The organism is Devosia insulae DS-56 (genome assembly GCF_000970465.2).
Lineage (GTDB): Bacteria > Pseudomonadota > Alphaproteobacteria > Rhizobiales > Devosiaceae > Devosia_A > Devosia_A insulae.
Map to the genome: position 1 here is coordinate 1 of NZ_LAJE02000362.1, position 24,900 is coordinate 24,900.

The following is a 24,900-nucleotide window of genomic DNA, read 5'->3' on the forward strand; positions in this document are numbered from 1 at the left end:
TGACTGCACCACCCCCTCCCTCAATCCCTCCCCTCAAGGGGGAGGGAGGCGGTAGCCGAGGGATCGCGCACCGCGCTCTAGCCCCCGTCCAGCCCGTCGCCGTCGATCCACTGGCTTTTGTCGATCGCGCCTTCCGGCTCGTCCTCGAGCGAGGCTTCGTCCTCCGCTTCGATCGCCTCCAGCTCATCGGAATCGGGGGACAGCGTTTCGCGATGCGCCGCCGGATCATGATCCACCGAGGTCGGGTCCATGCCTTCGCCGGCGAGCCCGTTGAGCTGGGCCACCGCTTCGTCGATGGCGCCGATCATGCTGCGCGGATCGTCGTCGCCAAAATCCGTCGCTTCGAGGTTGCGGAGTTCGTCGCGGATCGCCAGCAGCCGCGCCAGCCGCTCGACCGCCGGCCAATCGTCGCCATAGAGCAACTCTTCGATCTCGGTCTGGCTCACCGGCTGGGCAAAGCCGGGTGTGTCGCCGTCATTGCCGGCCGGGGTGTCCTCGGCGATCAGGCCGCGAAAGTGGTTCGAGATCATCGGCGCCTCCCTCAGTGAGCACTAACGCACACACCCAGCGACGGGTTCAGCCTATATCTTAAGCCTCCGTTTACGCCGTCTGGAGACGTGAGCGATTAAGTACAAGTCACAGCTACCGCCGCAACACTCCCTTCACCAGTGTGGGCGGAGAGCAATGGGATTGGCTCCAGAAGGACGCGCCATCTTGCAAACTGTACTGACTACGCTGTTCGAGCAACACGACCTCCGCCTGGTGGCCCTGGCGGCTTTGGTCTGTGCGCTCTCCGCCTTTGCCGGCATCACGCTGCTCAATCATGCCCGCCGCACCGCCGGCGCCATGCAACGGGTCTGGCTGGCCGTCGCCGCCTTCTCCGTCGGCTTCGGCATCTGGGCGACGCATTTCGTCGCCATGCTCTCATTCAATGCCGGCATGCCGGTGGGCTACGACCTGCCGCTGACGCTGGTTTCGCTCGGCATCGCCATCCTGATCGTCGGTGGCGGCCTGTGGTTCGCGGCGCTCGGGACGCGCCGCTCCGACTCCGTGCTCGGCGGCGCCATCATCGGCGTCGGCATCGCCTCGATGCACTATACCGGCATGGCCTCGCTGCTGATCGGCGGTGGCATCGCCTGGGCCTCGCCGCTGGTCGCCGCGTCAGTGCTGCTGGGCGTCGCCTTCGCCGGGGCCTCGATCTACTTTGCGGTCAATGGCCAGACGCTACGCCATCGTATCCGCGCCACGATCCTGCTCACCCTCGCCATCTGCGCCATGCACTTCACCGCCATGGGCGCGGCCGGGCTGGAGAACTGCTTCCCGGTTGTCTCCGCCGAGGACCAGACCCCGCAATGGCTGTCGATCGTCGTCGCGCTGGTCTCGGTGATGATCCTGGTTTTCGCGCTTGGCGGTTCCTACCTCGATCTGCTCGATCGTCGCCGCACTCTCGCCGAGGGCGACCGCATGCGCGGCCTTGCCGACGCAGCGGTCGAAGGCCTGCTGGTGGTGCGCGACGGCGAAATCGTCACCGCCAACCAGAGCTTCCTCTCGATGGTCGATCTGCCGCAGGCCGCGGTCAGCGGCAAGCAACTGTCCGAGTTTCTCGGCTCGGCCGCCTGCTCCATGCTGATCGAGCGCCCCAACATGGCGGTCGAGACCGACCTCAAATCCGGCTTCGGCGTGGTCCCGGCCGAGGTCATCCTGCGACAGGTGGATTTTGCCGGCCAGCCGCATCACGCCATCGCCATCCGCGATCTCTCTGCGCGTAAGCAGGCCGAGCAGCACATCCGCTTCCTCGCCCATCACGACGCCCTGACGGGCCTGCCCAACCGGGTGAGCTTCTCGCGCAAGCTCGAGGACGAGATCAGCCACGCGCGGCGCCATGAGCAAACCTTTGCCGTGCTCTGCCTCGATCTCGATCGCTTCAAGGAGGTCAATGACCTGTTCGGCCACGCCGCCGGCGATGCCCTGCTGCAGCGCGTCGGCCAGGCGCTGCTCGGCGCCATTGAGGGTGTCGGCGACGCTGCCCGTCTCGGCGGCGACGAGTTCGCCGTGCTGCTCGGGGATATCGGCACGCCGGCCCGCGCCGGTCGCATCGCCGAGCAGATCCTCGACGCCTTCCGCCGCAACAATGAGCAGTCGGGCGGCGGTGCGCTGATCTCGGCTTCGGTTGGCATCGCGCTGTTCCCGGATAACGCCGATACCGTCGAGCAACTGATGACCCATGCCGACACCGCGCTCTATCGCGCCAAACAGGATGGCCGCGGCATCTATCGCTTCTTCGAAAACGCCATGGGCGTCGAAGTGCGGGACCGCCGCATGCTCGAACATGATCTGCGTCACGCCGTGTCGCGGAACCAGCTGCGCCTCGTCTACCAGCCGCAGGTCGATATCCAGTCCGGCGAAGTCACCGGCTTCGAGGCGCTGGTGCGCTGGAAGCACCCGGAACGCGGCGAGATCCCACCCTCGGTGTTCGTGCCGGTGGCCGAGGAAAGCGGGCTGATCCTGCAGATCGGCGAGTGGGTGCTGCGCGCCGCCTGCAGCGAGGCTGCGCGCTGGAAGTCGCCGCTTTCCGTCGCGGTCAACGTCTCGGCGGTGCAGGTACACTCGCCCACTTTCGCGCAGACCGTGCACGAGGTGCTGATCAGCACCGGCCTGTCGCCGTCCCGGCTCGAGGTGGAGATCACCGAAACCGCGCTGATCCGCGACATGATGCGGGCGGTGACGACGCTGAGGCAGATCCGGGCGCTCGGCGTCCGCATCGCAATGGACGATTTCGGCACCGGCTACTCGTCGCTGGCGAACCTGCGCGCCTTCCCGTTCAGTAAGATCAAGGTCGACCAGTCCTTCATCCGCGCCGTCGACAATAACGACCAGTCGGCCGCCATCGTGCGTGCCGTGCTGGGCCTCGGCAGCGGGCTGAACGTGCCGGTGGTCGCCGAGGGCGTCGAACGGGCCGAGGAACTGGCCTTCCTGAAGAGCGAGGTCTGCCAGACGGCGCAGGGTTATCTCTTGAGTCGTCCCGAGGATATCCGCACCTTCGCCGCGGTCACCGAGGGCCGGACCAAGCTGCTCGACAGCATCATGCCCTTGCCGCTGCAGGCATTGGCCAGCTGAAGGCAACCAGCCTCCCCGTTATCCTCCCCCGCCACGCGGGGGAGGATCAAGGAGAGGCCTGCGTGTCAGCTACCCCAGCACCTCGCGGAACAACTCCATCGTCCGCGACCAGGCGAGGTCGGACGCTTCCTTGCTGTAGCGCGCCGCTGAGGTGTCGTTGTTGAAGGCGTGGTTGGCGCCCTCGTAGATGAAGATCTGGTAGTCGGTGCCGGCCGCCTTCAACGCTTCTTCAAAGGCCGGGATGCCGGCGTTGATCCGCTCGTCGAGCCCGCCATAATGCGCCATCACCTTGGCCTTGATGTTAGGCACCGCCGCGGCATCCGGCTGCCCGCCATAATACGGCACCGCCGCCAACAGGTCGGGCGCCACCGTGGCGATATTGTTGACCGTGCCGCCGCCCCAGCAGAAGCCCATGGCGCCGACCTTGCCGTTGGCCTTCGCATGGGTCTTGAGCCAGGCGATGGTCGCCACGCCATTGGCCGCTACCTCCGCCGCGGCCAGTTGCTGGAACATTGGCCGTGCCGCTTCCTCGTCGGCCGGCGTGCCGCCCGCGTCGGAGAGGAAGTCGGGCGCCAGCGCCACAAACCCCTCGAGCGCCACGCGCCGCGCCACATCCTTGGTGTGGGCGTTGAGCCCGCGGTTCTCATGCACCACGATCACCGCGCCGAACGGTCCGCCCTCGGCGGGGTAGGCGAGGTAGCCGCGCATTTCGCCTTTGGCGCCTGGATAGGTGACGTCTTCGATCACCAGCCGCGCGTCATCCTCGGGCACCAGGCCCTGCGCCTTGGCGTTCGACGCCATCAGCGCCGCCGCCACCGTGGCGGCGCTCATCGAGCCCGCGAGCTTGGCGAGATTGTCCATGAATTTGCGCCGGTCGAGGCTCAGGTGGGTGTAGTCGTCGAAGAGATTGATCATCTCCTGCGAGATCGGGGTTGCTTCCCTCTCGTCCATTTCGCCGTCCTCCTGCGTTTTGACGCGGGGAGGCTATGGCAACAAGTGCCGCTTCGGCATGACGCTCGCACGCTTGTGAGGCGATGTGAGCGGCCTATTCACCGGCGAGCCGCTGCGGCTCCGGCCGGGTTTCGTCGAACTCCATCGCCTCGATCCGCTCGCCGCGCTTCACGATCTTCGACGACGAGGTGACGATGTCGCCGATATCCCCGGCGGCCTGGGTGAAATGGGTCTGCAGCTTCCGCACCCGCTCGTCCAGCCGGCCGACATCGGTCAATAGCGCCCGGACCTCGGTCTGGATGCGATAGGCCTCTTCGCGCATTTTCACGTCGCGCAGCAGCGCCTGCACCACCTGGATGGAGAGCATCAGGATCGACGGCGAGACGATGACGATGCGCGCCTTCAGCGCCCGCTGCACCACATCCTCGAAATGTTCGTGCAGGTCCGCAAAGATCGATTCCGACGGCACGAACAGGAAGGCCGTGTCGGCGGTCTCCCCGGCGATCAGGTATTTTTCCGAGATCGCCTTGATATGGACGCCCATGTCGTTGCGGAACCGGCTGGCCGCAAAACGCGGATCCTCGCCGTCGCCGGCGCCCGAAAAGCCCTGCCAGCTCTCGAGCGGGAACTTGGCGTCGATCACCAGCGACGGCGCGCCGTTCGGCATATAGACCAGCGCGTCGGGCCGGCTGCCGTTCGACAGCGTCGCCTGGAAGGCATAGGCGTTCTGCGCCAGGCCATCGCCGATGATCGCTTCCATCCGGCCCTGGCCGAAGGCGCCGCGCGTCTGCTTGTTGGCGAGGATCGACTGCAGCGACACCACGTTCTGGCTGAGCTGGGTGATGTTGGATTGCGCCCGGTCGATCACCGCCAGCCGTTCCTGGAGCTTGGCCAGGCTCTCATTGGTTTTGACGTTGCTCTCCTGCATCGCCGCGCCGATTCGCTGGCCCTGGCTGTCGAGCCGGTCATTGACGAGGCGGGCCAGGTCCGAAGTACGCGAGCCGAAAATCTCGCTCATCGTCTGCATCCGGCCGGTCATCTCCGACTGCACGCGAACCATGTCGGCAATGTAGCGCTCGGTCTCCTGCGCCTTGAGCTGCGCCGCAGCTGCCTCTTCGGCGCGCTGTTCTGCCTCTTCCGCCCGGGCGCGCGACTGGCGCATCACCACGACGAGTAGCGCCACCAGCAGCGCCGCGACGATTCCGACGGCCGCATAGGCGGCGATTTCAAGCGTGACGGGAAAGTCGGCGATGACGAAAAGCACTCGATCCATCGCCTCAGCTTACACGATTCGACGTCGTTGTTCCCGCATTGTTCTTCGGCGCCGCAATTGGGGTAAACAGAGCGTAAACCGGCTGGCCGTTGACCGCCGCCCGGGAAATACCATATTCAGCGGCAACCTCCGATGAAGGACTGAACGTTCATGGCCAAGCGCCCCATCCTGATCCTGCCCGACGAGCGCCTGCGCGCCATTGCAGAGCCGATCGAGAAGATCGACGATGGCATCAAGCAGCTCGCCAAAGACATGCTCGAGACGATGTATGACGCGCCGGGCATCGGCCTTGCCGCGCCGCAGATCGGCGAGCTGAAACGCATCGTCGTGATGGACCTCGCCAAGGAAGACGAGCCGGCCGCGCCGCTGGTGATGATCAACCCCGAGATCCTCAAATACTCCGACGAGACCGTCACCACCGAGGAAGGCTGTCTCTCCATCCCAGAGCTCTACTATGACGTCGAGCGCCCGGCCGAGGTCACCGTCCGCTACACCGATCTCGACGGCAAACAAGTCGAGCTCGACGCCAAGGACCGCCTCGCGGTCTGCGTCCAGCACGAACTCGATCACCTCGATGGCGTGCTCTACATCGACTATCTGAGCCGGCTGAAGCGCGACCGCGTGCTGAAGAAGTTCCAGAAGGCCGAGCGGCTGGCCAAGAAGGCGGGCTGAGCTCGGACTGGCGGTGATCGCCTTCTCCCCTTGTGGGAGAAGGTGCCCGCAAGCGGCAGACGGTCAAAGGCCGTCTCCGCGGGGCGGATGAGGGGTTCTCTCCGCGTACTGGATCGCTCCTCGCTTCGCTCGGATCGCGCTACACTTCGTTGCGCGGACCCCTCATCCGGCGCTTCGCGCCACCTTCTCCCACAAGGGGAGAAGGCACCCCGACTGAGAGGTCGTATGAAAATCATCTTCATGGGCACGCCGGAATTCGCCGTGCCCACCCTCACCGAGATCGTCTCGACCGGCCACGAAGTGGTTGCCGTCTACACCCGTGCGCCAAAGCCCGCCGGCCGTGGCCAGGCTGAGCGCAAGTCGCCCGTGCACGAGGCGGCCGAGGGTTTTGGTATCCCGGTCTTTACCCCGCGCTCCCTGAAGCAGGCGCCCGAGCAGGAGGTGTTTGCCTCGCTCGATGCCGATGTGGGGGTGGTCGTCGCCTATGGGCTGATCCTGCCCAAGCCGATCCTCGAGGCGCCGCGGCTCGGCTGCCTTAACCTGCATGGTTCGCTCCTGCCGCGCTGGCGCGGCGCCGCGCCGATCCAGCGCGCCGTCATGGCGGGCGACGCGCGCACCGGCATCATGGTGATGCAGATGGATGAGGGCCTCGATACCGGCGCTGTCGGCCTGATCGAGGAAATGCCCATCGGCCCCGACATGACCTCGGGCGAACTGCACGACAGGATGATGCTGGTCGGCGCCGACCTGATGGGCCGGGCGCTCGCCGCGCTGGACCGCGGCAGCCTGCACTTCACCCCGCAGCCGGAAACCGGCGTCACCTACGCCAGTAAGATCGATAAGGCGGAAGCCCGCATCGATTGGACGAAGCCGGCGAGCGAGGTGCACAACCTGATCCGCGGCCTCTCGCCCTTTCCCGGCGCCTGGTTCGAGCTGTCGCTCAACGACACGCCCACCCGCATCAAGGCGCTGCGCTCGACGCTGGTCGCCGGGCAGGGCACCCCCGGCTCCATCCTACCCGAACTCACCATCGCCTGCGGCACCGGCGCCGTCCGCCTCACCATGGTGCAGCGCGAAGGCAAGGGCGCCATGGACGCGGCGACGTTCCTGCGCGGCGCGGGAGCGTTGCCGGAGCAGGCGCTGTGATTTCTGAAGGCCCCCTCACCCGGAGCGCTGCGCGCTCCGACCTCTCCCCCCAGGGAGAGGTGCGCGGCGGCACGATCTCGCCCATGCGTCACCTCTCCCTTGGGGGAGAGGTCGGCCCGCAGGGCCGGGTGAGGGGGCCTTTCTAGCCATGCCCCGCTATCGCCTCTCGATCGAATATGACGGCCGCCGCTTCTGCGGCTGGCAGCGGCAGGCGGGCGATCTCTCGGTGCAGCAGCTGCTGGAGGAGGCGATCGCGCGCTTTTCCGGCGAGAGCATCGTCACCCAGGCCGCCGGTCGTACCGATGCGGGCGTGCATGCCCTCGGCCAGGTGGTGCATTTCGATCTCGAGCGTGACTGGGATCCGTTCAAGGTCCGCGAGGCGCTGAACTATCACACCAAGCCGCACCCGGTGGCGATCCTCACCGCCGATCGCGTCGACGAGAGCTTCGAGGCGCGCTTCTCGGCCATCGCCCGGCACTATGAGTACCGCATCCTCAACCGCCGCGCCCGGCCCGGCCTCGATGCCGGTCGCGTCTGGCACGTGCCGGTGCCGCTCGATGCCGATGCCATGCACAGGGCGGCGCAGCTGATCCTTGGCAAGCACGATTTCACCACCTTCCGCGCCGCCGAGTGCCAGGCCAAATCGCCCGATCGCACCCTCGATATCTTCACCGTGTCGCGGCAGGCCGAAATGATCGTCGTCACCGCCAAGGCTCGGAGCTTCCTCCACAGCCAGGTGCGATCGATGGTGGGATCGTTGAAGCTGGTCGGCGACGGCAAGTGGCGCCCAAGCGATTTCCGCGCTGCCCTCGACGCCCGCGATCGGAGCCGCTGCGGCCCGCTGGCCCCGCCCGACGGGCTCTACCTCACCAAGGTGGATTACTGACAGCGCTTCAGGGCGCCGTCGCGGCGGTCGCGCCCGCGGTCAGCTCGGCCAGTTGCTCGGGCGATAGCGGGAACACCGCGCTCACCACGAACAGCGCAATCACGCCGCTGATCAACTGCACCACGAGGAACGAGGCGATCTGCCAGGGCGTCAGCGTCAGGATCAGCCGTGCGATGTTGATCATGATGATGATGATCACGATGCCCGTGGCAATGAACATCAGCTCGCCGCCAGCGCCCACCAGTCCGAGCAGCGTGGTGGCGATGGTCAGGAAAAAGGTCGCCCAGTTGTCGACCACGATGTAAGGCACCAGCGCATCGGATCGCTTCAGCTGGCGCAGCACCAGGGCCGCCGCGCCGATCTGCAGCGCCAGCACGATAATCACCGTGGCAATGGCCCGGAACGCCGTACCGCTCGTTCCGGGCACGCCCAGCAGCAGCGGCACCGCAGTGTTGAGCAGCGCCACCACCAGGAAGGCGATGAAGCTGCCGACCAGTCCGCGATCGGAGAAGTCGAAATAGCTGTTGGCCCGGCGGTCACCAATGACCAGCGCCACAACGCCGCGGGCGGCCGAGACCACCTCGTTCCAGATATCGTTGCTGCGTTCAGGCACTAGCCGACCCCGTTCAGTCCGGAGGTCAGCATGTAGAGCCCGACTCGCACGGCGACAAGCGCGGCGATGGAAAGAATGGCAAACGCGACGGAAATGCCGAGACGCAGTTTGCCGACCTCGCGCGCCACCCGGAACAGCATGAAGCCGATGACCCCGAGCGTCGCCGTGAGGATGTTCGATCCGCCGAGATAGGCCAGCGGCAGCGACGCCCCGAGGACGAACGCCATCGCATAGGTCGCCGGCACCGCCATCGCTACCGCCGGCTTACGAAACACCCGCGCCGTCACTAAGATCACCACCCATACGACGCCGAGCTGCAGGGCATTGGCGACAAGGCTGAGGACGACCGTCGCCCAGCCTGGAAAGCCGCTGAGCGAACTCTCGATGAGGATCAGCGCCAGCACCACGGCAAAGAAACAGCCAGTGGCGTTGACGAGCCCGAGGCCGGTGAGGTTGAACTTTTCCGCCGCGCCGGGGCGTGCCGTCAGCAGGTCGAGCCAGCCGACAATGGCGCGCCACAGCTCGCCGAAAGCGTTCATGGCGCCGCCAGCATCGCCTGCCCGGTGGGCAGCGCCAGCAGCAGGAAGCTCGCGGCAAACGTTCCGAGCGCCACCAGGACGCCGATCAGGATGGCGCCGCCCCAGCCGATGCCGAACAGGCTCTTGGAGGCCCGCGCAGAGAAATAGCCGAGGATGCCGATCATCGCCGTGCCGGCGCCCACGCCGAACGCACCGAGGATGAGGCCAATCAGCTGACTTAGCGCCAGCACCAGCGCGAGGAACAGGAACAGCGCCGGCAGCCGGTCGCGCCTGTCGAGCAGCAACCCGGCGCCACCCATCACCACATAAGGCACCGCCGTCATCACCAGCGCCAGCAAGCCGAAATCGACCACTGCCCGCAGCGCCTCTGGCAGGGCGCCGGCGAACGGCACCACCAGCAACACTGCCTGCAGCAGCAGCATCGCGACGATGCCGGTTACCGCATGGGTCCAGCTTACGCCGGCCGCCGCCTCGTCGGTCGCCGGTGTGCGACCGAAGGCGGCCTGCATCGCAACGCTTACGGCGCCGAGAAAGCTGTTCGCCATCACTCGCCCGCCAGATAGTCGGCGATGAACTGGGCGTAGAGCGCCGTCAGCTCCTCGACGTCGCTGACGCGCACGTTCTCGTCCACCTTGTGCATGGTCGGGCCGGGCAGTCCGAACTCCACCACGGGGCAATATTCCGCGATGAACCGAGCGTCGGAAGTGCCGCCGCCGGTCGAGAGTTCCGGCGGGATGCCGGTGCGCCGCGCGATGGTCTCGACCAGCGTTTCGACGCCACCACCGAGCGGCGACAGGAATGAGCGGGAAGGACGGCCGACCACCGTGAACTCGGCGCTGCACTCGCGCAAATCCTGGTTCCCGATCACCTCCTCGATCGCCGCGATCAGGCTTTCGGGCGTCCAGCGGTCATTGTAGCGCACGTTGAAGCGCAGCAGCACCGAGGCGGGGATGACATTGGTCGTCTCGTTGCCGACATCGGCCGAGGTGAATTCGAGGTTCGAGGGCGGAAAATGCTCGGTGCCATCATCGAGCTTGCCGGTCAGCGCCCCGATCAGCAGCGCCGCTACCGGCAGCGGGTTGTTGGCCTTGTCCGGATAGGCGACATGCCCCTGCGTGCCGGTCACCCGGATCTGCCCATTGAGCGAGCCACGCCGCCCTACCTTGATGCTGTCGCCCACCCGTGCCGTAGCGCTCGGCTCGCCGACAATGGCGAAATCGAAGCGGTGGCCTTGCGCTTCGGCCCAAGCCATCAGCTTGTCGGTGCCGTTGACCGCGTCGGCTTCCTCGTCATTGGTGATGGCCAGCGAGATGTGTCCGGCCTCCGGCACCTGCGACAGCGCCGCGACAAATGCCGCAATCCCCGACTTCATGTCCGCCGCGCCGCGTCCATAGATCGTCCCGTCAACGATCTCGGCAGCAAACGGCTGATACCGCCAAGCTGCCGTGTCGCCCGGCGGTACCACGTCGGTATGCCCGGCAAACAGCAGGTGTTTCCCGCCGGAGCCACGCGTCGCGAACAGGTTGTCGACCGGGTACGACCCATCCCCCTCGAACCGCACCCGCTCGCAGTTGAACCCCAGCGGCATGAGCGCCGCCTCGAGCACATCGAATGCTCCGTGCAATTCCGGCGTCACCGAAGGCTGGCGGATCAGATCCTGCAGCAATTGGACGGGATTAGTCCCCTCTGCGAGCGTCATGGTCCCGTCCGTCCCTGTCAGTCGCGCAACAGTTCGTTGATTCCGGTCTTACTCCGCGTCTGCGCGTCGACCGTCTTGACGATCACCGCGCAATAAAGGCTCGGGCCCGGCTGGCCGTTGGGGAGCGGCTTGCCCGGCAGGTTGCCCGAAACAACCACGGAGTAGGGCGGCACCTTGCCGATATGGATTTCGCCGGTCGCCCGGTCGACGATCTTGGTCGAGGCGCCGATGTAAACACCCATCGACAGCACCGAGCCCTGGCCGACCACCACGCCCTCGACCACTTCGGAGCGGGCGCCGATGAAGCAGTTGTCCTCGATGATGGTCGGGCCGGCCTGCATCGGCTCAAGCACGCCGCCAATGCCGACGCCGCCTGAGAGGTGCACATTCTTGCCGATCTGCGCGCACGAGCCGACCGTCGCCCAGCCATCGACCATCGAGTTTTCGTCGACGAAGGCGCCGATATTGACGAAGCTCGGCATCAAGACGACGCCACGCCCGATATGCGAGCCCTGCCGCACGATGGAGCCGGGAACGGCGCGGAAGCCGGCCTCGCGAAAACGGTTCTCGCCCCAGCCTTCGAACTTCGAGGGCACCTTGTCCCACCAGGTGGTGCCGCCGGGACCCTGGATCACCGCATTGTCGTTGAGCCTGAAGCTCAGCAGCACGGCCTTCTTCAGCCACTGGTTCACGACCCAGCCGTCGCCCGACTTCTCGGCGACGCGCGCCTTGCCGCTGTCGAGCAGTTCGAGCGCCGTCTCCACCGCCTCGCGCACTGCGCCTTGCGTAGTGGAGCTGATCTCGGTGCGCGCCTCCCAGGCGGCATCGATGGTCTGGGCGAGATCGGCATACGACATGACAAATGCTTTCGGTCGGGTGGCGGGAAGGCGCGCCGGACATTATCCGGCCCGGTCCTGCTGTCAACGATCCTTAACCCCGGCCGTGACAAGCTCAAGGCCACTATTCGGAGACGCCAGAATGGCCACACGCGCCCATACCCCGCTTCGCACCTCGGTTGAGGACCTGGATGCGGCAAAGCGCGCGCCTTCGACGCCGCAAACCGAATCTGCGGCGTTCCGGCTCGCCTTCTCCGATGAAGAGTTCATGACCAGTGAGGACACGCGCGGCGTTCGCTTCCAGCTGGAATACCTGAAGACCGAGTATCGCCTGCGCGAGCACGGTATCCGCTCGACCGTCGTGCTGTTCGGTGGCGCCCGCATCCCCGAGCCGGGCAAGCCCGCCTGGGCCGCCCGCAACGAGACGCAGAAGCAGAACCTCGAGGCGGCCTCGCGCTACTACGACGAGGCCCGGCGCTTCGCCCAGTATGCCTCGCTCACCTCACGCGCCCTGAATTTTCGCGATTATGTGGTGGTCACCGGCGGTGGCCCCGGCGTCATGGAGGCCGGCAATCGCGGTGCTGCCGATGTCGGCGCGCCGAGCATCGGGCTCAACATCGTCTTGCCGCACGAGCAGGCGCCCAACACCTACATTACCCCCGACCTCTGCTTCAATTTCCACTATTTCGCCACCCGCAAGATTCACTTCCTCTTGCGGGCCCGCGCCGTCGCCATTTTTCCGGGCGGCTTCGGTACGCTCGACGAGTTCTTCGAGACGCTGACCCTGATCCAGACCGGCCGCATGGAGCGGGTGCCGCTGCTGCTGTTCGGCAAGGAGTTCTGGAACAAGGTGATCAATTTCGAGGCGCTGGCCGACGCCGGCACCATCGCGCCGGACGACCCGCATCTGTTCACCGTCGTCGACAGCGCCGAAGACGGCTGGAACGTCATCCGCGAACACTACAACCTGCCGGAAGTGACGCTGGCGGGGTGAGCCCCGCGGCCGGCGCGGGCTGCCCCCACCCTTGATCCCTCCCCGCAAGGGGGAGGGAGACGCAGACTGTGAAGCCAGTGTTTTGGTCTCCCTCCCCCTTGCGGGGAGGGATCAAGGGTGGGGGTCCACAGCCACCGGGTTATCGATGGTCGCCAGCCCTTACGGCAGCTTCCGCAAGAACCCCGCCAGATCCGCCGTCATGTGGTGCACATGCGCGCCGCCGGTGCGTTCGAGTTCCCAGGCTTCCACCTGCTCGTGCGCGAAGGCTTCGCCGGCGATCACCTGCACGGTGGTCATGCCGGTATCGTGCGGCACCACCAGGTTCTTTTCGAGATCGTCGAACATCGCAGCGCGGCGCGCGTCGATGCCGTGCTTTTGAAAGAACGCCTCATAGGCTTCGGGCAGCGGCTTGGGCTTGTAGCTCATGGCGCGGATATCGAAGATGTCCTCAAACAGCTCGTCCGCCTGGCCCAGCCGGTTCAGCACCGCGCGCGCATGCCCGACATCGCCATTGGTGAGGATGAACTTCCGGCCGGGCAGCGCCTTGATCGCTTCCACCAGGTCGGGGTGCGCCGCCACCGGCGAATAGTCGATGGCGTGCACGGTGTTGAGGAAGTGGTCCGGGTCCACTTCGTGCAGCTGCATCAGCCCGTTCAGTGTCGTGCCGTAGTCGCGGTAATAGGCCTTTTGCAGCGCCCGCGCCTCATCGAACGGCAGCTGGGTGACGCCGACCATGTAGTGCGAGATCAGCATGTCGATCTGCGCGAACAGGTTGCATTCACGCGGGTAGAGCGTGTTGTCGAGGTCGAACACCCAGTCGGTGACATGGGCAAGCGAGCGGGGCGGGGGAGTAAGATCGTTCATGCCGCCAATATGGCAGCTTTCGCCCGAACTTTCACCCCGCGCTCGCTGCAAGGCTGCGTAGCCCTGCTTCAAGGCGGAAAGCCGATCAGCATCATATCGTCCTTTCGTCAATCAATCACTTGATTGATAGATCGGACGGGTATATGTGCCTGCCCTGCCAAAGCCAGAACGTCGAAATCACGCCGTCTGGCGCGACATGTCGGCCAGCCGGGAAAACCATGACCCTCACCAGTAGCGCCCCGAAACGGGAAAATACCGACGATCGCCGCCGCGCCATCGCCTCGGCGGCGCGCCAGCTGATCGCCGAGAAGGGGTTTGAGGGCCTGCGCACCCGCGATATCGCGGCGCGCGTCGGCATCAATGTCGCAACGCTGCACTATCACGTGCCCACCAAGGAGGCGCTGATCGGCCTCGTCGCCGGCGCCATGCGCGAGGATTTCCGGGCCCAGTCGCTGGTCCGGCCGCGCGCCCACCTGTCGCCCTCGGAGCGGCTCGAGCATGAGTTCTATGATTTCCAGGAGATGTTCTACGAGCAGCGCGACACTCTTGCCGTCATGTCCGAGCTGATGGAGCGGGCGCGGCGCGACGAAGTGATCCACACGGCCATGCGGCCGATCCTGTTGAAGTGGCACCAGATGGTTGCCGCGATCTTCGTCGACGGCGTCGCCGACGGAAGCTTCCGGGCCGACCTCGATCCCGAGGCCGCCTCCAGCATGTTCATCGGGGCGCTGGTCGGCTTCGGCCGCGGCCCCGACACCTCACCCCAGTATTTCGAACGCCTGTGCGCCGAGCTGCGCCGCGCCGTTCGTGTTCAGACACCGACCAGGAACTAACCTATGTCTTCGCAATTCCCCTCATCGCACTTCCATCCGCCGCAATCCAAGGCCGATGCCGATCCACGCCGTTGGGTGGCGCTCGCCGTGCTGCTGCTCGCCAGCTTCATGAATCTGATCGACGTCACCATCGTCAACGTGGCGCTCCCCAGCCTGCAGCAGAACCTCGGCGCCGACCCGACGCAGATCGAGTGGGTCATCGCCGCCTATGTGCTGGCCTTCGCGCTCGGCCTCCTGCCGTTCGGCCGGCTCGGCGACATCGTTGGCCGCACCCGCATGTTCCTTATCGGCGTCGCCGCCTTCACCCTGGCCTCGGCCTTCTGTGGCCTCGCGCCCTCGATCGAATGGCTGATCGTTGCCCGCGTGCTGCAGGGTCTCGCCGGCGCCGCCATGACCCCGCAGGTGCTCGCCATCGCCCAGGTCACCTTCCCGCCCGAGGAAAAGGGCCAGGCCTTCTCGCTGTTCGGCCTGAGCGCCGGCCTCGCCGCCGTCGCCGGCCCGATCGTCGGTGGCCTGTTGATCGGCGCCAACTTCCTTGATCTCGACTGGCGGCCGATCTTCCTCGTCAACATCCCGTTCGGCATCTTCGCCGTCATCGCCGGCTGGTACCTGATCCCTCGCACTCCGGGGCATCCGACGCTGAAGAACGATTTCGTCGGCATCGGCCTGTTCGGTATCGCCATGATCGCCCTGGTCTTCCCGCTGGTCGAAGGCCACGCCCTGGGCTGGCCGACCTGGCTCTGGGGCCTGATGGCGGTGGGCCTCCTGTTCGCCGGCATCTTCATCATCTGGCAGCGGCATCTGGCCCGCATCGACCAGCCGCAGCTGCTCAATTTCAGCCTGATCAGCAACCCCAATTACCTGCTCGGCCTGCTCATCACCACCATCTTCGCCTCGGGCGTGCCGGCCATGTTCATGGTCATCTCGCTGCTGCTGCAGTCGGGCTACAACTTCAGCCCGCTCGAGTCCGGCCTCACCAACACCCCGTTCTCGGTTGGCGTACTCGCCGTCTCGCTGTTCATCGGCCGGCTCGGCCAGAAGTATTTGCGGACCCGGCTGGCGCTCGGCGCGGCGATCCTCGTCGTCGGCATCACCTGGCTCGATTTCATCATCCGCGGGCTCGGCGACAGCGTCGATCACTGGACCTTCCTGCCGCCGCTGCTGCTGGCGGGCCTCGGTCTCGGACTCGGCTTCTCCGGGCTGTTCCAGTCGGTGCTGGCAGGCGTGCCGGCCCGCGATGCCGGCGCCGGCTCCGGTGCGCTGCAAGCCTTCCAGCAGGTCGGCGGCGCCATCGGCGTGGCGCTGGTCGGGCAGATCTTCTTCACTCAGCTGGCGGCCGGCTTTGCCGCCGGCAACGCCCCGCATGTCGCCTTCGCCGACGCCGCGGCGCCGGCCATCGTCTACCAGATCATCTCCTTCGGCCTCGTGGTGCTCCTCGTGCCGTTCCTCAAGATCAAGCGCCCCGACCAGAGCCCCGGTGTGCCGGCCGCGCCGCCGGTCATCGTCGAGGCTTGATACCAAGGGCGCCCACGGGCGCCCTTTTTTCTGCCTCGCAAATGTCGATTCTGTCGCCGTGCAGTCGACCAGTCGGAGAACCCCAGAGGAGAAACCGATGCGCTATGTCTGCCTTGTCCATGTCGACCCCTCGCTGATCGATGCCGCGACACCCGAAGAGCTCGCCGCCATGGATCGCGATAACCAGCGGGCCAATGCCGAGCTGACCGCCAGCGGTCACCTGATCCTCGACCTGGCGCTGAAGGAACCTGGCACCGCCCGCATCGTCCGCTCGCGCGGCGGCAAGGTCTCCGCCACCGACGGCCCCTATGTCGAAAGCAAGGAGCATTTGGGCGGCTTCTTCGTCATCGAGGCGCGCAACCTCGACGAAGCCGTGGCCATCGCCCGCCGCGAGCCGATGGCCCGCTTCGGCACCATCGAGGTGCGAGCCGAGATGGGGATTTCCTGGCAGCAGCCGAAAGCGTGACTCGTTTGCCATTGGCTAACCATTGCTGACGACTTTCCATAAAATGCCACATGTCGGTCGCGGTGCCGGCCAAGTGCGGCTCCATCTCGCGTCTCACCAAACGCGTACAGGAGTCGTCGTGAACAGCCTCGCCATCTTCGGCATTACCGCCGCCACCATCTTCGGGCTCGCCACGGCGTTCGCCGGCAACGTCCAGGCTGCCGACAACTTCATCTATACCGGCAATGGCGACCTCGCGGCGCTGCAGGCGATCCTCGAGCGCTCCGACATTGCCGGGGCGCAGGTGGTCTACAACTGGCGCGCGCTGGAGCCGGCACAGGGTGAGTACGACTTCTCGGCCATCGAACGCGACCTCGAGCAGACCGGCAGGCTGAACAAGAAACTGTTCATCCAGGTCCAGGACCGCTTCTTTTCCCCCGAAGCCCGCAACATTCCTGACTACGTGCTCGAGGGCGCCGGTGGCCTAGTGCCGCAGCTCGACAACCCGGGCGAGGACAAGGCCCAAGCCTATGGCTGGACCACCATGCAGTGGAACCCCGCCGTCCGCGCCCGCTACCAGGCGCTGCTCAAGGCGCTTGCCGAGCGGTTCGACGGCCGGGTCTATGGCGTCAACCTGCCCGAGACCGCCATCGACATCGACATGAAAGCCGACAAGACCGGCTTCAGTTGCGATGCCTATTTCGACGCCGAGCTGGAGAACCTCACCATCGCCCGAGAGGCGTTCACCAGCTCCAAAGTCATCCAGTACGTGAACTTCTGGCCCTGCGAGTGGGAGAATGACCACAACTATATGGGCCGCCTGTTCGAGCGCGCCGCCGCCAGCGGCATCGGGCTCGGCGGACCCGATATCGTGCCCTACCGCAAAGGCCAGATGAAGAACTCCTACCCGTTCTTCAACCAGTACAAGGGCAAGCTCGAGTTCGTCGGCATGGCGGTGCAGGAGCCGACCCTCACCTACAAGAACGACAAAACCGGCAAGCCCTTCACCAAGGACGAGTTCACCGCCTTCGCCACCGACTATCTCGGCGTCGACGCCATCTTCTGGAGCGTCGAATCCCCCTGGCTCAAGCCATGAGCGGGATCAAGCACAGCCGACCGCTATCGCGCAGTATCCCGCACACCAGCCGCCAGCCGGGCGAGAGCCGCAATCCGCGCCGTAGCGGACACGACCTGACGGCGAGGTCCGTGAGACCAAGCGATTGGATGGGGCTGAGCACCGGAGCGCGGTAACTCGATCTCGCAAGGCCCACCGCAAGGCACCTCCCCCTTTGACGGGGGAGGATGGGTGGGGGTGAGCGGAGCCACGATGTGGAGATGTGCCGCGGCAGAGCCGCGGCTCTTACCGAACGATCAGCGTACCCGCGCCATGCGCGGTGAACAGTTCGACCAGCACCACGTGCGGGGTCTTGCCGTTGAGGATCACCACGCCCTCGACGCCGTTGTCGAGCGCTTCGAGGCAGGTTTCGACCTTGGGGATCATGCCGCCATTGATGGTGCCGTCGGCGATCAGCGCCCGCGCGTCACGGGCCGAGAGCTCGGGGATCAGCTTCTTGTTGGCGTCCAGCACCCCGTCGACATCGGTCAGGAACAGCAGGCGCTTGGCGCCGAGCGAGCCGGCAATGGCGCCGGCAAAGGTGTCGGCATTGATGTTATAGGTCTGGCCGTCGCGGCCGGGCGCCACCGGCGCGATCACCGGGATCATCTCCGAGCGTGCGAGGAGGTCCAGCAGCGTGCGGTCGACTTCTACCGGCTCGCCGACAAAGCCCAGATCGAGTTCGCGCTCGATGTTCGAGCCGGGGTCTTTGACGGTCTTGGTGGCCTTCTTGGCGAACACCATGTTGCCGTCCTTGCCGCACAGGCCAATCGCCCATTCGCCTTCGGCATTGATCAGCGCCACGATCTCTTTGTTGATCGAGCCGGCCAGCACCATCTCGACGACTTCCATCGTCCGCTTGTCGGTGACGCGCAGCCCGCCTTCGAACTTCGATTCGATGCCGAGATTCTTCAGCATCGAGGCAATCTGGGGCCCGCCGCCATGCACGACGATCGGGTTGACCTTGGATTGTTTGAGCAGCGCGATGTCGCGCGCGAAGGCCTGGCCCAGCTCCACATCGCCCATGGCATGGCCGCCATACTTCACCACGACCGTCTTGCCTTCGTAGCGCTGCATATAGGGCAGCGCCTGCGACAGGACGGCGGCGTCGCGGGAAAAGCTCTCGATGTCAGGCATGGCGCGCTGTGTATCCATTGTGTCCCGTCCTATAGCGCATTCCATTGGAGTCGAAAGCGCTTTTGAGCCCCTGTCGAAGCGGATCGGGAAAGGTTGTGAGATTTTTCCGCTGCGATCCCGCCATCTGGCATGGGCATCAACAGAACAAACACGAAGATTTCGTGACCGGCAGCGGCGGGGATAGGCATAACCACAGGCTTTGGCTAAGTTCGCCCTATGAGCAGCACGATGAGCCCAGAGATCGCCGACCTCATTGCCCGCTGTGCGCTGCGGGATCGCACGGCATTTCGTGATCTCTATACCCGCACCAGCGCGAAACTTTTCGGCGTGACGCTGCGTATCCTCAAGGACAGATCGGAAGCCGAAGAGGCGCTCCAGGAAGTGTACGTCAAGATCTGGCAGCGCGCCGACCGCTACGTGGCGGGTGGCTACAGCCCGATCAGCTGGCTGGTGGCGGTCGCCCGCAACCACTCGCTGGACGTCCTGAGGGCGCGGAAGCCGGTAAGCGATGATATCGACCTCGTGCTTGACCTCGCCGATGGAGCGCCTGACCCAGAGCAGGCCACCATCGACAGTTCGGAGCGCACGCGCATCGACGGCTGCCTCGATGAACTCGAGAGCGACAAGGCCGACTGTGTGCGTGGGGCCTATCTCGACGGCTTCAGTTACGAGGAACTGGCGACGCGCCACAGCGTGCCGCTGAACACGATGCGAACCTGGCTGCGACGCAGCCTGTTGAAACTGAGAGAGTGCCTCCAGGCATGAGCACGGACGGTCACAGCGGCGGTAGGGAAGACGACCAGGTTCTGGTCGCCGAGTACGCACTCGGCCTGTTGGAAGGCGGCGAGCGAGCCGCCCTCGCACGCCGCATCGCCTCCGAGCCGGTGCTCGCCTCGGACCTGCGCCTGTGGCGCTCCCGCCTCGCGACGCTCGACGGCGAGTTCGCTGAAGTCACGGCGCCCTCGGGCGTTCTGGCACGCATCGAGGGCCGCTTGTTCGGCGCGGCTGCCCCTGCCGCCGGGGGCTGGTGGAACTCGCTGGCTCTGTGGCGCGGTCTCACCGCCGCTGCTGCGGCGGTGGCCGTGGTTGCGATCGGCGTCAACCTGCTGCAACCGCGCGTCGATCCCAATGCTCTGGCCACCCAGCTTGTCGCCGCCATCCAGGCGCAGGAGGGCAGTGGCGTCGAGTTCGTTGCGCTCTACGATCAGGCCTCGGGGCAGGTGCGGATCACCTCGCTCAAGGGTACTGCCGTGCCCGACAAGGATTTCGAGCTCTGGTACATCAAGGGCGAGCAGCCTGCGGTATCGATGGGCGTAATCCCGGTCGACGAACGGCTTGAAATCCCGCTCGATGCCACCGCCAAGGCCAATATCGAGCCCGGCACCGTTCTCGCCGTGACGCTCGAGCAGAAGGGCGGCTCGCCCACCGGCGTCGCCCAGGGCCCGATCGTCGCCGTCGGGACCGTCACCCCAATCTGACCAGTCCAGCGCCATCACCCACGAAACGGCCCGCTTCTACCGAGGCGGGCCGTTTCGCTTTCGCCGTCGGCGGCGCGCATACGAGCCGAGGCCGCGAATAGTTTCGCTTGGGTCCGCGAATAAAGCGTCGCGGATGAAAATGTGATCCGAAACTACCCTGAAGCAGCGCCCGTATCTCCGCCTGTCCCGTCACAAGAACAATGCGGACGCCCAAAGGAAGGAACCAAACAATGAAGCTCTCCACTCTTCGCGTACTTGCCGTCTCGGCCATGCTGTCGGTCTCCGCGATCTCCGGCGCTGCCTTTGCTGAGAACCCGATGGTCGGCGGCGCGCCGATGCTCGAGACCAAGGATATCATCGACAACGCCGTGAACTCGGCCGACCACACCACGCTGGTCGCCGCCGTGAAGGCCGCTGGCCTCGTCGAGACGCTTAAGGGCGCTGGCCCGTTCACCGTGCTCGCGCCGGTCAATGCCGCGTTCGATGCACTTCCGGCCGGCACCGTCGACAGCCTGCTGAAGCCCGAGAACAAGGACCAGCTGGTGAAAATCCTCACCTGCCACGTCATCGCCGCCAAGGCCATGTCGACCGACATCACCAAGATGGCGATGGATGACGGCGGTACCCACGAAGTGACCACCGTCGGCGGCTGCAAGCTGTGGCTGAAGGCCGACGGCGGCAAGGTGACCATCACCGACGAATCCGGTGGCGTCGCCAATGTCACCATCGCCGACGTGGTGCAGTCGAACGGCGTGATCCACGTCATTGACAAGGTGCTGCTGCCCAAGATGTAACCTTCGCAGCCCGCGCTGCGAATAACACATCGTGAACCGCTTCGTGTCCCGCGGGCTGCCTCGTGGGACACGCGCATTTGAGATGCACCCGCCGGCAGGGCGGATAGACTGCCGGCAATTGCTGAAAGGCCCATCCCATGCAAGTCGATCGTCGGACTTTCCTTCTTGGCGGCGCCGCCATCGCCGCCCTTGGCGCAGCGGCGTTGGTGTTCCGTCCGATGGGCGCGAGCCGTGCCGCCGAAGGCACTTTCGAGGTCAGTTTCACCGAAGCCGAGTGGAAGGCCAAGCTCGACCCCAAAGTGTTCGAAGTGCTGCGCCACGAAGCCACCGAAGCCCCCGGCTCCTCGCCGCTGCTCTACGAACACCGCGCCGGCATCTTCAACTGCGCCGGCTGCGAACTGCCGCTGTTCGATTCCACGACCAAGTACGAGAGCGGCACCGGCTGGCCCAGCTTCTACCAGCCGCTCGATAACGCCGTCGGCGAGTCCACCGATACCACCCTCGGCATGAGCCGCACCGAAGTGCATTGCCGTCGCTGCGGCGGCCACCTCGGCCACGTCTTCAACGACGGGCCGCAGCCGACGGGCCTGCGCTACTGCATGAACGGCCTCGCTTTGACCTTCACCGCGGCCTGACCGCGGGCTGCCCCAGATTTAGTGCCGACCCTCCGACTGACCCCTCCATCCCCCGCGTCAAAATAGACGCTTCGGGATGGAGGGCCTTCTTCTATGCAACAGAGCCTTGCCGCCCGGCCATCTTGCCAAGCCCGGCGAACCGCCCCATTTGTTGCCGCGCCATGAAGCTCACCATCATCCAGACCGGCGACGTTCCCGCTGCACTGCGCCCGCAGTTCGGTGCCTACCCGCCGATGTTCAAGCGCATGTTCGACGAGGCGGGCCAACCGTTCGACTACGAGACGGTGGCCGTCTATGATGGCGCCGCATTTCCCGATGCGAGCAAGCTCGACGGCATCCTGATCACCGGCTCCGCCGCCGGCGTCTATGATGACTATGCCTGGCTCGATCCGCTCCGCGCCTTCATCCGCTCGGCCTACGCCGCCTCGACCCCGATGCTCGGTATCTGCTTCGGTCACCAGATCATGGCCGATGCGCTGGGCGGTGACGTGCGCAAATCCGAGAAGGGCTGGGGCCTCGGCCGCCACACCTACGAGGTGAAGTCCCGGCCTGGCTTCCTCTTGACCGACCTGCCGGCGCTCTCCATCGCCTGCTCGCACCAGGATCAGGTGCTGGTGCCGCCCAGGGCGGCCGAGGTGTTCCTCGGCTCGGACTTCACTCCCAATGCCGGGCTGGTCTATGCCAATGGCAAGGCGCTTAGCCTGCAGCCGCACCCCGAATTCCTCGACGACTACACCCTGGCGCTGGCTGAGCTCCGGCGCGGCAAGGCGCCGGACGTCGTGGTGGATACGGCCCTCGCCTCGGTGAGCGCGCCATCGCATAGCAAGGACGTCGCCGGCTGGCTCGGAGCCTTCCTCAAACGCTGAGCCGCTTGACTCACCGCGCCCCTGGGCCTCGAATGTCGGCACCGCTGCCTGACGGGGTGCTGCAGTGTGGGATTGGGTCACAGCTCATGGCGTGCTGGTGCGATCGCTCGTCTGGGCGACGCTGGGTGGCATTTGCTTTGCCGTCGCTATCGGCCTGACCTGGACGATCGCCCACGTCACCACCGCGCTTTCCGCCAGCTCTGACGATCGCCTCGAGACCGATGCCTCGGGTTGGTATGGCGTTGCCGTAGTGAGCGGCGGCGACGCCAGCATGCCGGCGCAGCTCAACTACGACTACACCCTGCAGGATGACCTGGCGGTTCTCTCCTTCGACCTGCCAGCCGGTGTGACGCAGATCGTCGTCGGCTCGCTCGACATCTTCTGCTGGGAGGTCCTCCCGGACGGGGCGCGCGGCGAGGATCTGTGGACGATGGACGCCGGCACCTACCGGCATCTAAAAATCCCCGCGGCGCTGGTGCCGACCGGCGGACGCGTCACTTGCAACTTGCCGCCACGGATCCGCACCGCCTCGTTCACCACCACCGCGACGGTGTTTTACAACGACCCGCGACCGGACCTTACCAGCACCGGCGGCGGCGTCTTCCTGCCAATCGAACTCTCGCTCAACAACCGCGATGGACCCTACGACATCGCCGCGTCCAATAAGGCGATCCTCGGCGATGCCATCCTGCTCCGGCCTGGCGGCAACGTGACCGTCCGCTTCCATTCCATGCAGATGGGCGAGGTGCGCGACTGGTACATCCTCGTCATCGGCGTGCTCGTCGGCTTCGGCGCCGCCATGATCATCGAGGCGTTCCGCCCGCTGATCGAGCGGATCGGCCGCTAGGGGCTACGGTAACGACTTGGCCGGGGCTGGAGGCTTCCCGAGCCGCCGGCGCCAAGCACACGGAACCCTCAGTGCTCCATCAACTGCCGGATTTCAGCGCGCAGCTGTTCGAGGCCAACCTTCTCCTCGCTCGAGGTCAGGATGATCTCCGGGTGCGCCGCCGGGCGCTTGGCGACCGCCGCGCGCGTCTTCGCCAGCGCCGCCTCCAGTTCCGACTTGTTCGGCTTGTCGGCCTTGGTGACGACGATCTGGTAGCTCACCGCCGCCTTGTCGAGCTCGTTCATGACAGTTGCGTCATTGGCGTTCGGCCCGTGCCGGCCATCGATCAGCACATAGACCCGCCTGAGGTTTGGCCGGCCGGTGAGGTACTGGTGGATCAGCCGGGTCCACTGCTTCACCTTGTCCTCGGGCGCCCGTGCATAGCCATAGCCCGGCATGTCGACGATCCGCAGCGCGTCCGACTGGCTCTCGAAGATGTTGAGCTCCTGCGTGCGCCCTGGCGTGTTCGAGGTGCGGGCGAGCCCGGTGGTGCCGGTCAGCGCATTGATCAGCGACGACTTGCCGACATTGGAACGCCCGGCAAAGGCGATCTCCATCCGGTCGGCCGGCGGCAGGTCGGCAATGCGCACGCACCCCTTGATGAAGACGAACGGCCGCGCGAACAGCAGCCGCCCGGCCTCAATCTGGTCTGCGCTGAACTTGGATTGTGTCTCGCTCATTGCGGTTCAATAGGGGAGGCAGGCGGAGAAGGGAAGGGGAGCAGCGTAGACTGATAGAGACGGCCCCCTCCCGGCCTCCCCCATGAAGGGGGAGGTGAAGAGTCGAGGCTCCGTCTACGATCGTGCCCAAACTCGATGCGGCACCTCCCCCTTTATGGGGGAGGATGGGAGGGGGCCGTCTCTATCAGTCGGCCTCTAAACCGGATACCCGAAAGCCCGCTTCTCCAACCCTTGCGCCACCAGCGCCTTCGAAAACGCCGGCCAGTTGTCCACCTTGTCGGCGGCCGCCTTGACCCGGTCCTGCTTCACCAGCCCGGCGCTGCTCAGCACCGCCGGCACCCTGAGCGTCACCCCAACCTGCGCCGCGGCGGCTGAAAAGCGCCGCAGCGCGCCCTCGGGCGGCTGGTCGATATCGGTCTCGTAGCGGAGGATCGGTGAGGGCAGGAAGCGCCGGTTCAGCCAGTTGCGCCAGCGGTCGTACCAGCGCTCCTGCGCGTCCATCCAGGCGGCGAAATCGGCGATGTCGAGGTTGAGGCGGACCTCTGACGTGTCGACCTCCTGCCATTTGTGCACGCTGATCGCCTTGCACCAGCTGACATAGGCGTCGATCTGCCGGCGCACCACGAAGATGACGCGAACGCCAGGTCGCGACAGCACCAGCTGTTCGACGGTCTCGGGTTCGAGCGTATCGTGCCAAAGCTTGAAGGTGAGGACGCGTTTGTGCTCGGCGCGGGCCGCGGCGGTCGCCCGGTCGAGCACGTGGTCCGGTTCGATCCGCTCGGCGAGGCTGTTGAACAGTTCGGGGAAGCTCTTGAGCTCGGCGAAATTGTCGCCGAGCTGCATCAGGTGGTTGGCCCCGGTGCGGGGTCCGGTGATCAGGCAGAGGCTGTCCAGCACCTGATCACCCCTTGCCGCGTCAACTGGCTC

At 65.8% G+C, this 24,900-nt stretch carries 27 protein-coding genes; 15 read left to right on the plus strand and 12 right to left on the minus strand.

Features of this window, described 5'->3' with window-relative positions:
* Positions 1-77: 77 nt before the first annotated feature.
* Positions 78-530, minus strand: coding sequence for a hypothetical protein (locus VW23_RS23830; protein ID WP_069911982.1), 453 nt, complete (start codon positions 528-530; stop codon positions 78-80).
* Positions 531-714: 184 nt separating this feature from the next.
* Here VW23_RS23830 and VW23_RS23835 point away from each other — a divergent pair, with 184 nt between their 5' ends.
* Positions 715-3,117 (plus strand): bifunctional diguanylate cyclase/phosphodiesterase, encoded by a 2,403-nt coding sequence (locus VW23_RS23835; RefSeq protein ID WP_069911983.1) that lies wholly within the window; start codon positions 715-717, stop codon positions 3,115-3,117.
* 69 nt (positions 3,118-3,186) lie between these two features.
* On the opposite strand, the gene VW23_RS23840 is transcribed toward VW23_RS23835, so the two are convergent.
* Both VW23_RS23840 and VW23_RS23845 read right to left on the minus strand, forming a co-directional pair.
* Positions 3,187-4,068: a dienelactone hydrolase family protein gene (locus VW23_RS23840; RefSeq protein WP_069911984.1), complete on the minus strand. Its 882-nt coding sequence runs from the start codon at positions 4,066-4,068 to the stop codon at positions 3,187-3,189.
* 94 nt (positions 4,069-4,162) lie between these two features.
* Entirely contained in the window at positions 4,163-5,341 is a 1,179-nt protein-coding gene (locus VW23_RS23845; protein WP_069911985.1) for a DNA recombination protein RmuC, read from the minus strand.
* A gap of 150 nt (positions 5,342-5,491) precedes the next feature.
* Between VW23_RS23845 and def the strand changes: the two genes are divergently transcribed.
* From def to truA, 3 genes are all read left to right on the plus strand, one after another.
* Positions 5,492-6,013, plus strand: coding sequence for a peptide deformylase (gene def / locus VW23_RS23850; RefSeq protein ID WP_069911986.1), 522 nt, complete (start codon positions 5,492-5,494; stop codon positions 6,011-6,013).
* A gap of 225 nt (positions 6,014-6,238) precedes the next feature.
* Positions 6,239-7,159 carry a methionyl-tRNA formyltransferase gene (fmt, locus tag VW23_RS23855; RefSeq protein ID WP_069911987.1) on the plus strand — a complete coding sequence of 307 codons (921 nt, stop codon included), beginning with the start codon at positions 6,239-6,241 and terminating at the stop codon, positions 7,157-7,159.
* A gap of 148 nt (positions 7,160-7,307) precedes the next feature.
* Positions 7,308-8,045, plus strand: coding sequence for a tRNA pseudouridine(38-40) synthase TruA (truA, locus tag VW23_RS23860; RefSeq protein WP_069911988.1), 738 nt, complete (start codon positions 7,308-7,310; stop codon positions 8,043-8,045).
* 7 nt (positions 8,046-8,052) lie between these two features.
* On the opposite strand, the gene VW23_RS23865 is transcribed toward truA, so the two are convergent.
* The 5 genes from VW23_RS23865 to dapD are packed head-to-tail and all read right to left on the minus strand — an operon-like array spanning position 8,053 to position 11,753.
* Positions 8,053-8,658 (minus strand): hypothetical protein, encoded by a 606-nt coding sequence (locus tag VW23_RS23865; protein WP_069911989.1) that lies wholly within the window; start codon positions 8,656-8,658, stop codon positions 8,053-8,055.
* On the minus strand, positions 8,658-9,197 hold the full coding sequence (locus VW23_RS23870; RefSeq protein WP_069911990.1) for a hypothetical protein: 540 nt from the start codon (positions 9,195-9,197) through the stop codon (positions 8,658-8,660). Before VW23_RS23870 ends, VW23_RS23865 begins: the two co-directional genes overlap by 1 nt.
* A complete protein-coding gene (locus VW23_RS23875) occupies positions 9,194-9,742 on the minus strand; it encodes a hypothetical protein (RefSeq protein ID WP_069911991.1) in 549 nt (182 codons plus the stop codon). The genes VW23_RS23870 and VW23_RS23875 overlap by 4 nt, the downstream gene beginning before the upstream one ends.
* The gene (gene dapE, locus VW23_RS23880) at positions 9,742-10,896 is read right to left on the minus strand and encodes a succinyl-diaminopimelate desuccinylase (protein WP_069911992.1); all 1,155 of its coding nucleotides are present in this window, start codon (positions 10,894-10,896) and stop codon (positions 9,742-9,744) included. The genes VW23_RS23875 and dapE overlap by 1 nt, the downstream gene beginning before the upstream one ends.
* A 17-nt stretch (positions 10,897-10,913) precedes the next feature.
* Positions 10,914-11,753, minus strand: coding sequence for a 2,3,4,5-tetrahydropyridine-2,6-dicarboxylate N-succinyltransferase (gene dapD / locus VW23_RS23885; RefSeq protein ID WP_069911993.1), 840 nt, complete (start codon positions 11,751-11,753; stop codon positions 10,914-10,916).
* 121 nt (positions 11,754-11,874) lie between these two features.
* Here dapD and VW23_RS23890 point away from each other — a divergent pair, with 121 nt between their 5' ends.
* Complete coding sequence (locus VW23_RS23890; protein ID WP_069911994.1) at positions 11,875-12,726, plus strand: LOG family protein; 852 nt, start codon at positions 11,875-11,877, stop codon at positions 12,724-12,726.
* A gap of 159 nt (positions 12,727-12,885) precedes the next feature.
* Here VW23_RS23890 and VW23_RS23895 read toward each other — a convergent pair whose 3' ends face one another.
* Positions 12,886-13,590: a pyrimidine 5'-nucleotidase gene (locus VW23_RS23895; RefSeq protein ID WP_069911995.1), complete on the minus strand. Its 705-nt coding sequence runs from the start codon at positions 13,588-13,590 to the stop codon at positions 12,886-12,888.
* Between the two features lie 218 nt (positions 13,591-13,808).
* Here VW23_RS23895 and VW23_RS23900 point away from each other — a divergent pair, with 218 nt between their 5' ends.
* The 4 genes from VW23_RS23900 to VW23_RS23915 all read left to right on the plus strand — a co-directional run bounded on the left by VW23_RS23900 (position 13,809) and on the right by VW23_RS23915 (position 17,479).
* Entirely contained in the window at positions 13,809-14,423 is a 615-nt protein-coding gene (locus VW23_RS23900) for a TetR/AcrR family transcriptional regulator (RefSeq protein ID WP_069911996.1), read from the plus strand.
* A 3-nt stretch (positions 14,424-14,426) separates the two neighbouring features.
* Positions 14,427-15,938 (plus strand): MFS transporter, encoded by a 1,512-nt coding sequence (locus VW23_RS23905; RefSeq protein WP_084646428.1) that lies wholly within the window; start codon positions 14,427-14,429, stop codon positions 15,936-15,938.
* A 97-nt stretch (positions 15,939-16,035) separates the two neighbouring features.
* Positions 16,036-16,404 (plus strand): YciI family protein, encoded by a 369-nt coding sequence (locus VW23_RS23910; RefSeq protein ID WP_069911997.1) that lies wholly within the window; start codon positions 16,036-16,038, stop codon positions 16,402-16,404.
* A 118-nt stretch (positions 16,405-16,522) separates the two neighbouring features.
* Positions 16,523-17,479, plus strand: a complete 957-nt coding sequence (locus VW23_RS23915; protein WP_244513722.1) for a hypothetical protein — start codon at positions 16,523-16,525, stop codon at positions 17,477-17,479.
* A 264-nt stretch (positions 17,480-17,743) separates the two neighbouring features.
* On the opposite strand, the gene argB is transcribed toward VW23_RS23915, so the two are convergent.
* Complete coding sequence (gene argB, locus VW23_RS23920; RefSeq protein WP_244488541.1) at positions 17,744-18,652, minus strand: acetylglutamate kinase; 909 nt, start codon at positions 18,650-18,652, stop codon at positions 17,744-17,746.
* A gap of 210 nt (positions 18,653-18,862) precedes the next feature.
* On the opposite strand from argB, the gene VW23_RS23925 reads away from it, so the two are divergent.
* The 6 genes from VW23_RS23925 (at position 18,863) to VW23_RS23950 (ending at position 23,254) form a co-directional block, all read left to right on the plus strand.
* On the plus strand, positions 18,863-19,399 hold the full coding sequence (locus VW23_RS23925) for a sigma-70 family RNA polymerase sigma factor (RefSeq protein ID WP_069911998.1): 537 nt from the start codon (positions 18,863-18,865) through the stop codon (positions 19,397-19,399).
* A complete protein-coding gene (locus tag VW23_RS23930; protein ID WP_069911999.1) occupies positions 19,396-20,112 on the plus strand; it encodes an anti-sigma factor in 717 nt (238 codons plus the stop codon). The genes VW23_RS23925 and VW23_RS23930 overlap by 4 nt, the downstream gene beginning before the upstream one ends.
* Before the next feature lie 230 nt (positions 20,113-20,342).
* Positions 20,343-20,906, plus strand: coding sequence for a fasciclin domain-containing protein (locus VW23_RS23935; protein ID WP_069912000.1), 564 nt, complete (start codon positions 20,343-20,345; stop codon positions 20,904-20,906).
* A 137-nt stretch (positions 20,907-21,043) separates the two neighbouring features.
* Positions 21,044-21,541, plus strand: a complete 498-nt coding sequence (gene msrB, locus VW23_RS23940; RefSeq protein WP_069912001.1) for a peptide-methionine (R)-S-oxide reductase MsrB — start codon at positions 21,044-21,046, stop codon at positions 21,539-21,541.
* Positions 21,542-21,702: 161 nt separating this feature from the next.
* Positions 21,703-22,407, plus strand: coding sequence for a type 1 glutamine amidotransferase (locus VW23_RS23945; RefSeq protein ID WP_069912002.1), 705 nt, complete (start codon positions 21,703-21,705; stop codon positions 22,405-22,407).
* Between the two features lie 97 nt (positions 22,408-22,504).
* Positions 22,505-23,254 (plus strand): hypothetical protein, encoded by a 750-nt coding sequence (locus VW23_RS23950; RefSeq protein WP_176730478.1) that lies wholly within the window; start codon positions 22,505-22,507, stop codon positions 23,252-23,254.
* Between the two features lie 68 nt (positions 23,255-23,322).
* Here the strand turns inward: VW23_RS23950 and yihA are convergent, their stop codons facing one another.
* Both yihA and VW23_RS23960 read right to left on the minus strand, forming a co-directional pair.
* The gene (gene yihA / locus VW23_RS23955) at positions 23,323-23,973 is read right to left on the minus strand and encodes a ribosome biogenesis GTP-binding protein YihA/YsxC (protein ID WP_069912004.1); all 651 of its coding nucleotides are present in this window, start codon (positions 23,971-23,973) and stop codon (positions 23,323-23,325) included.
* Positions 23,974-24,168: 195 nt separating this feature from the next.
* The gene (locus tag VW23_RS23960; protein ID WP_069912005.1) at positions 24,169-24,870 is read right to left on the minus strand and encodes a sulfotransferase family protein; all 702 of its coding nucleotides are present in this window, start codon (positions 24,868-24,870) and stop codon (positions 24,169-24,171) included.
* Positions 24,871-24,900: the final 30 nt, after the last annotated feature.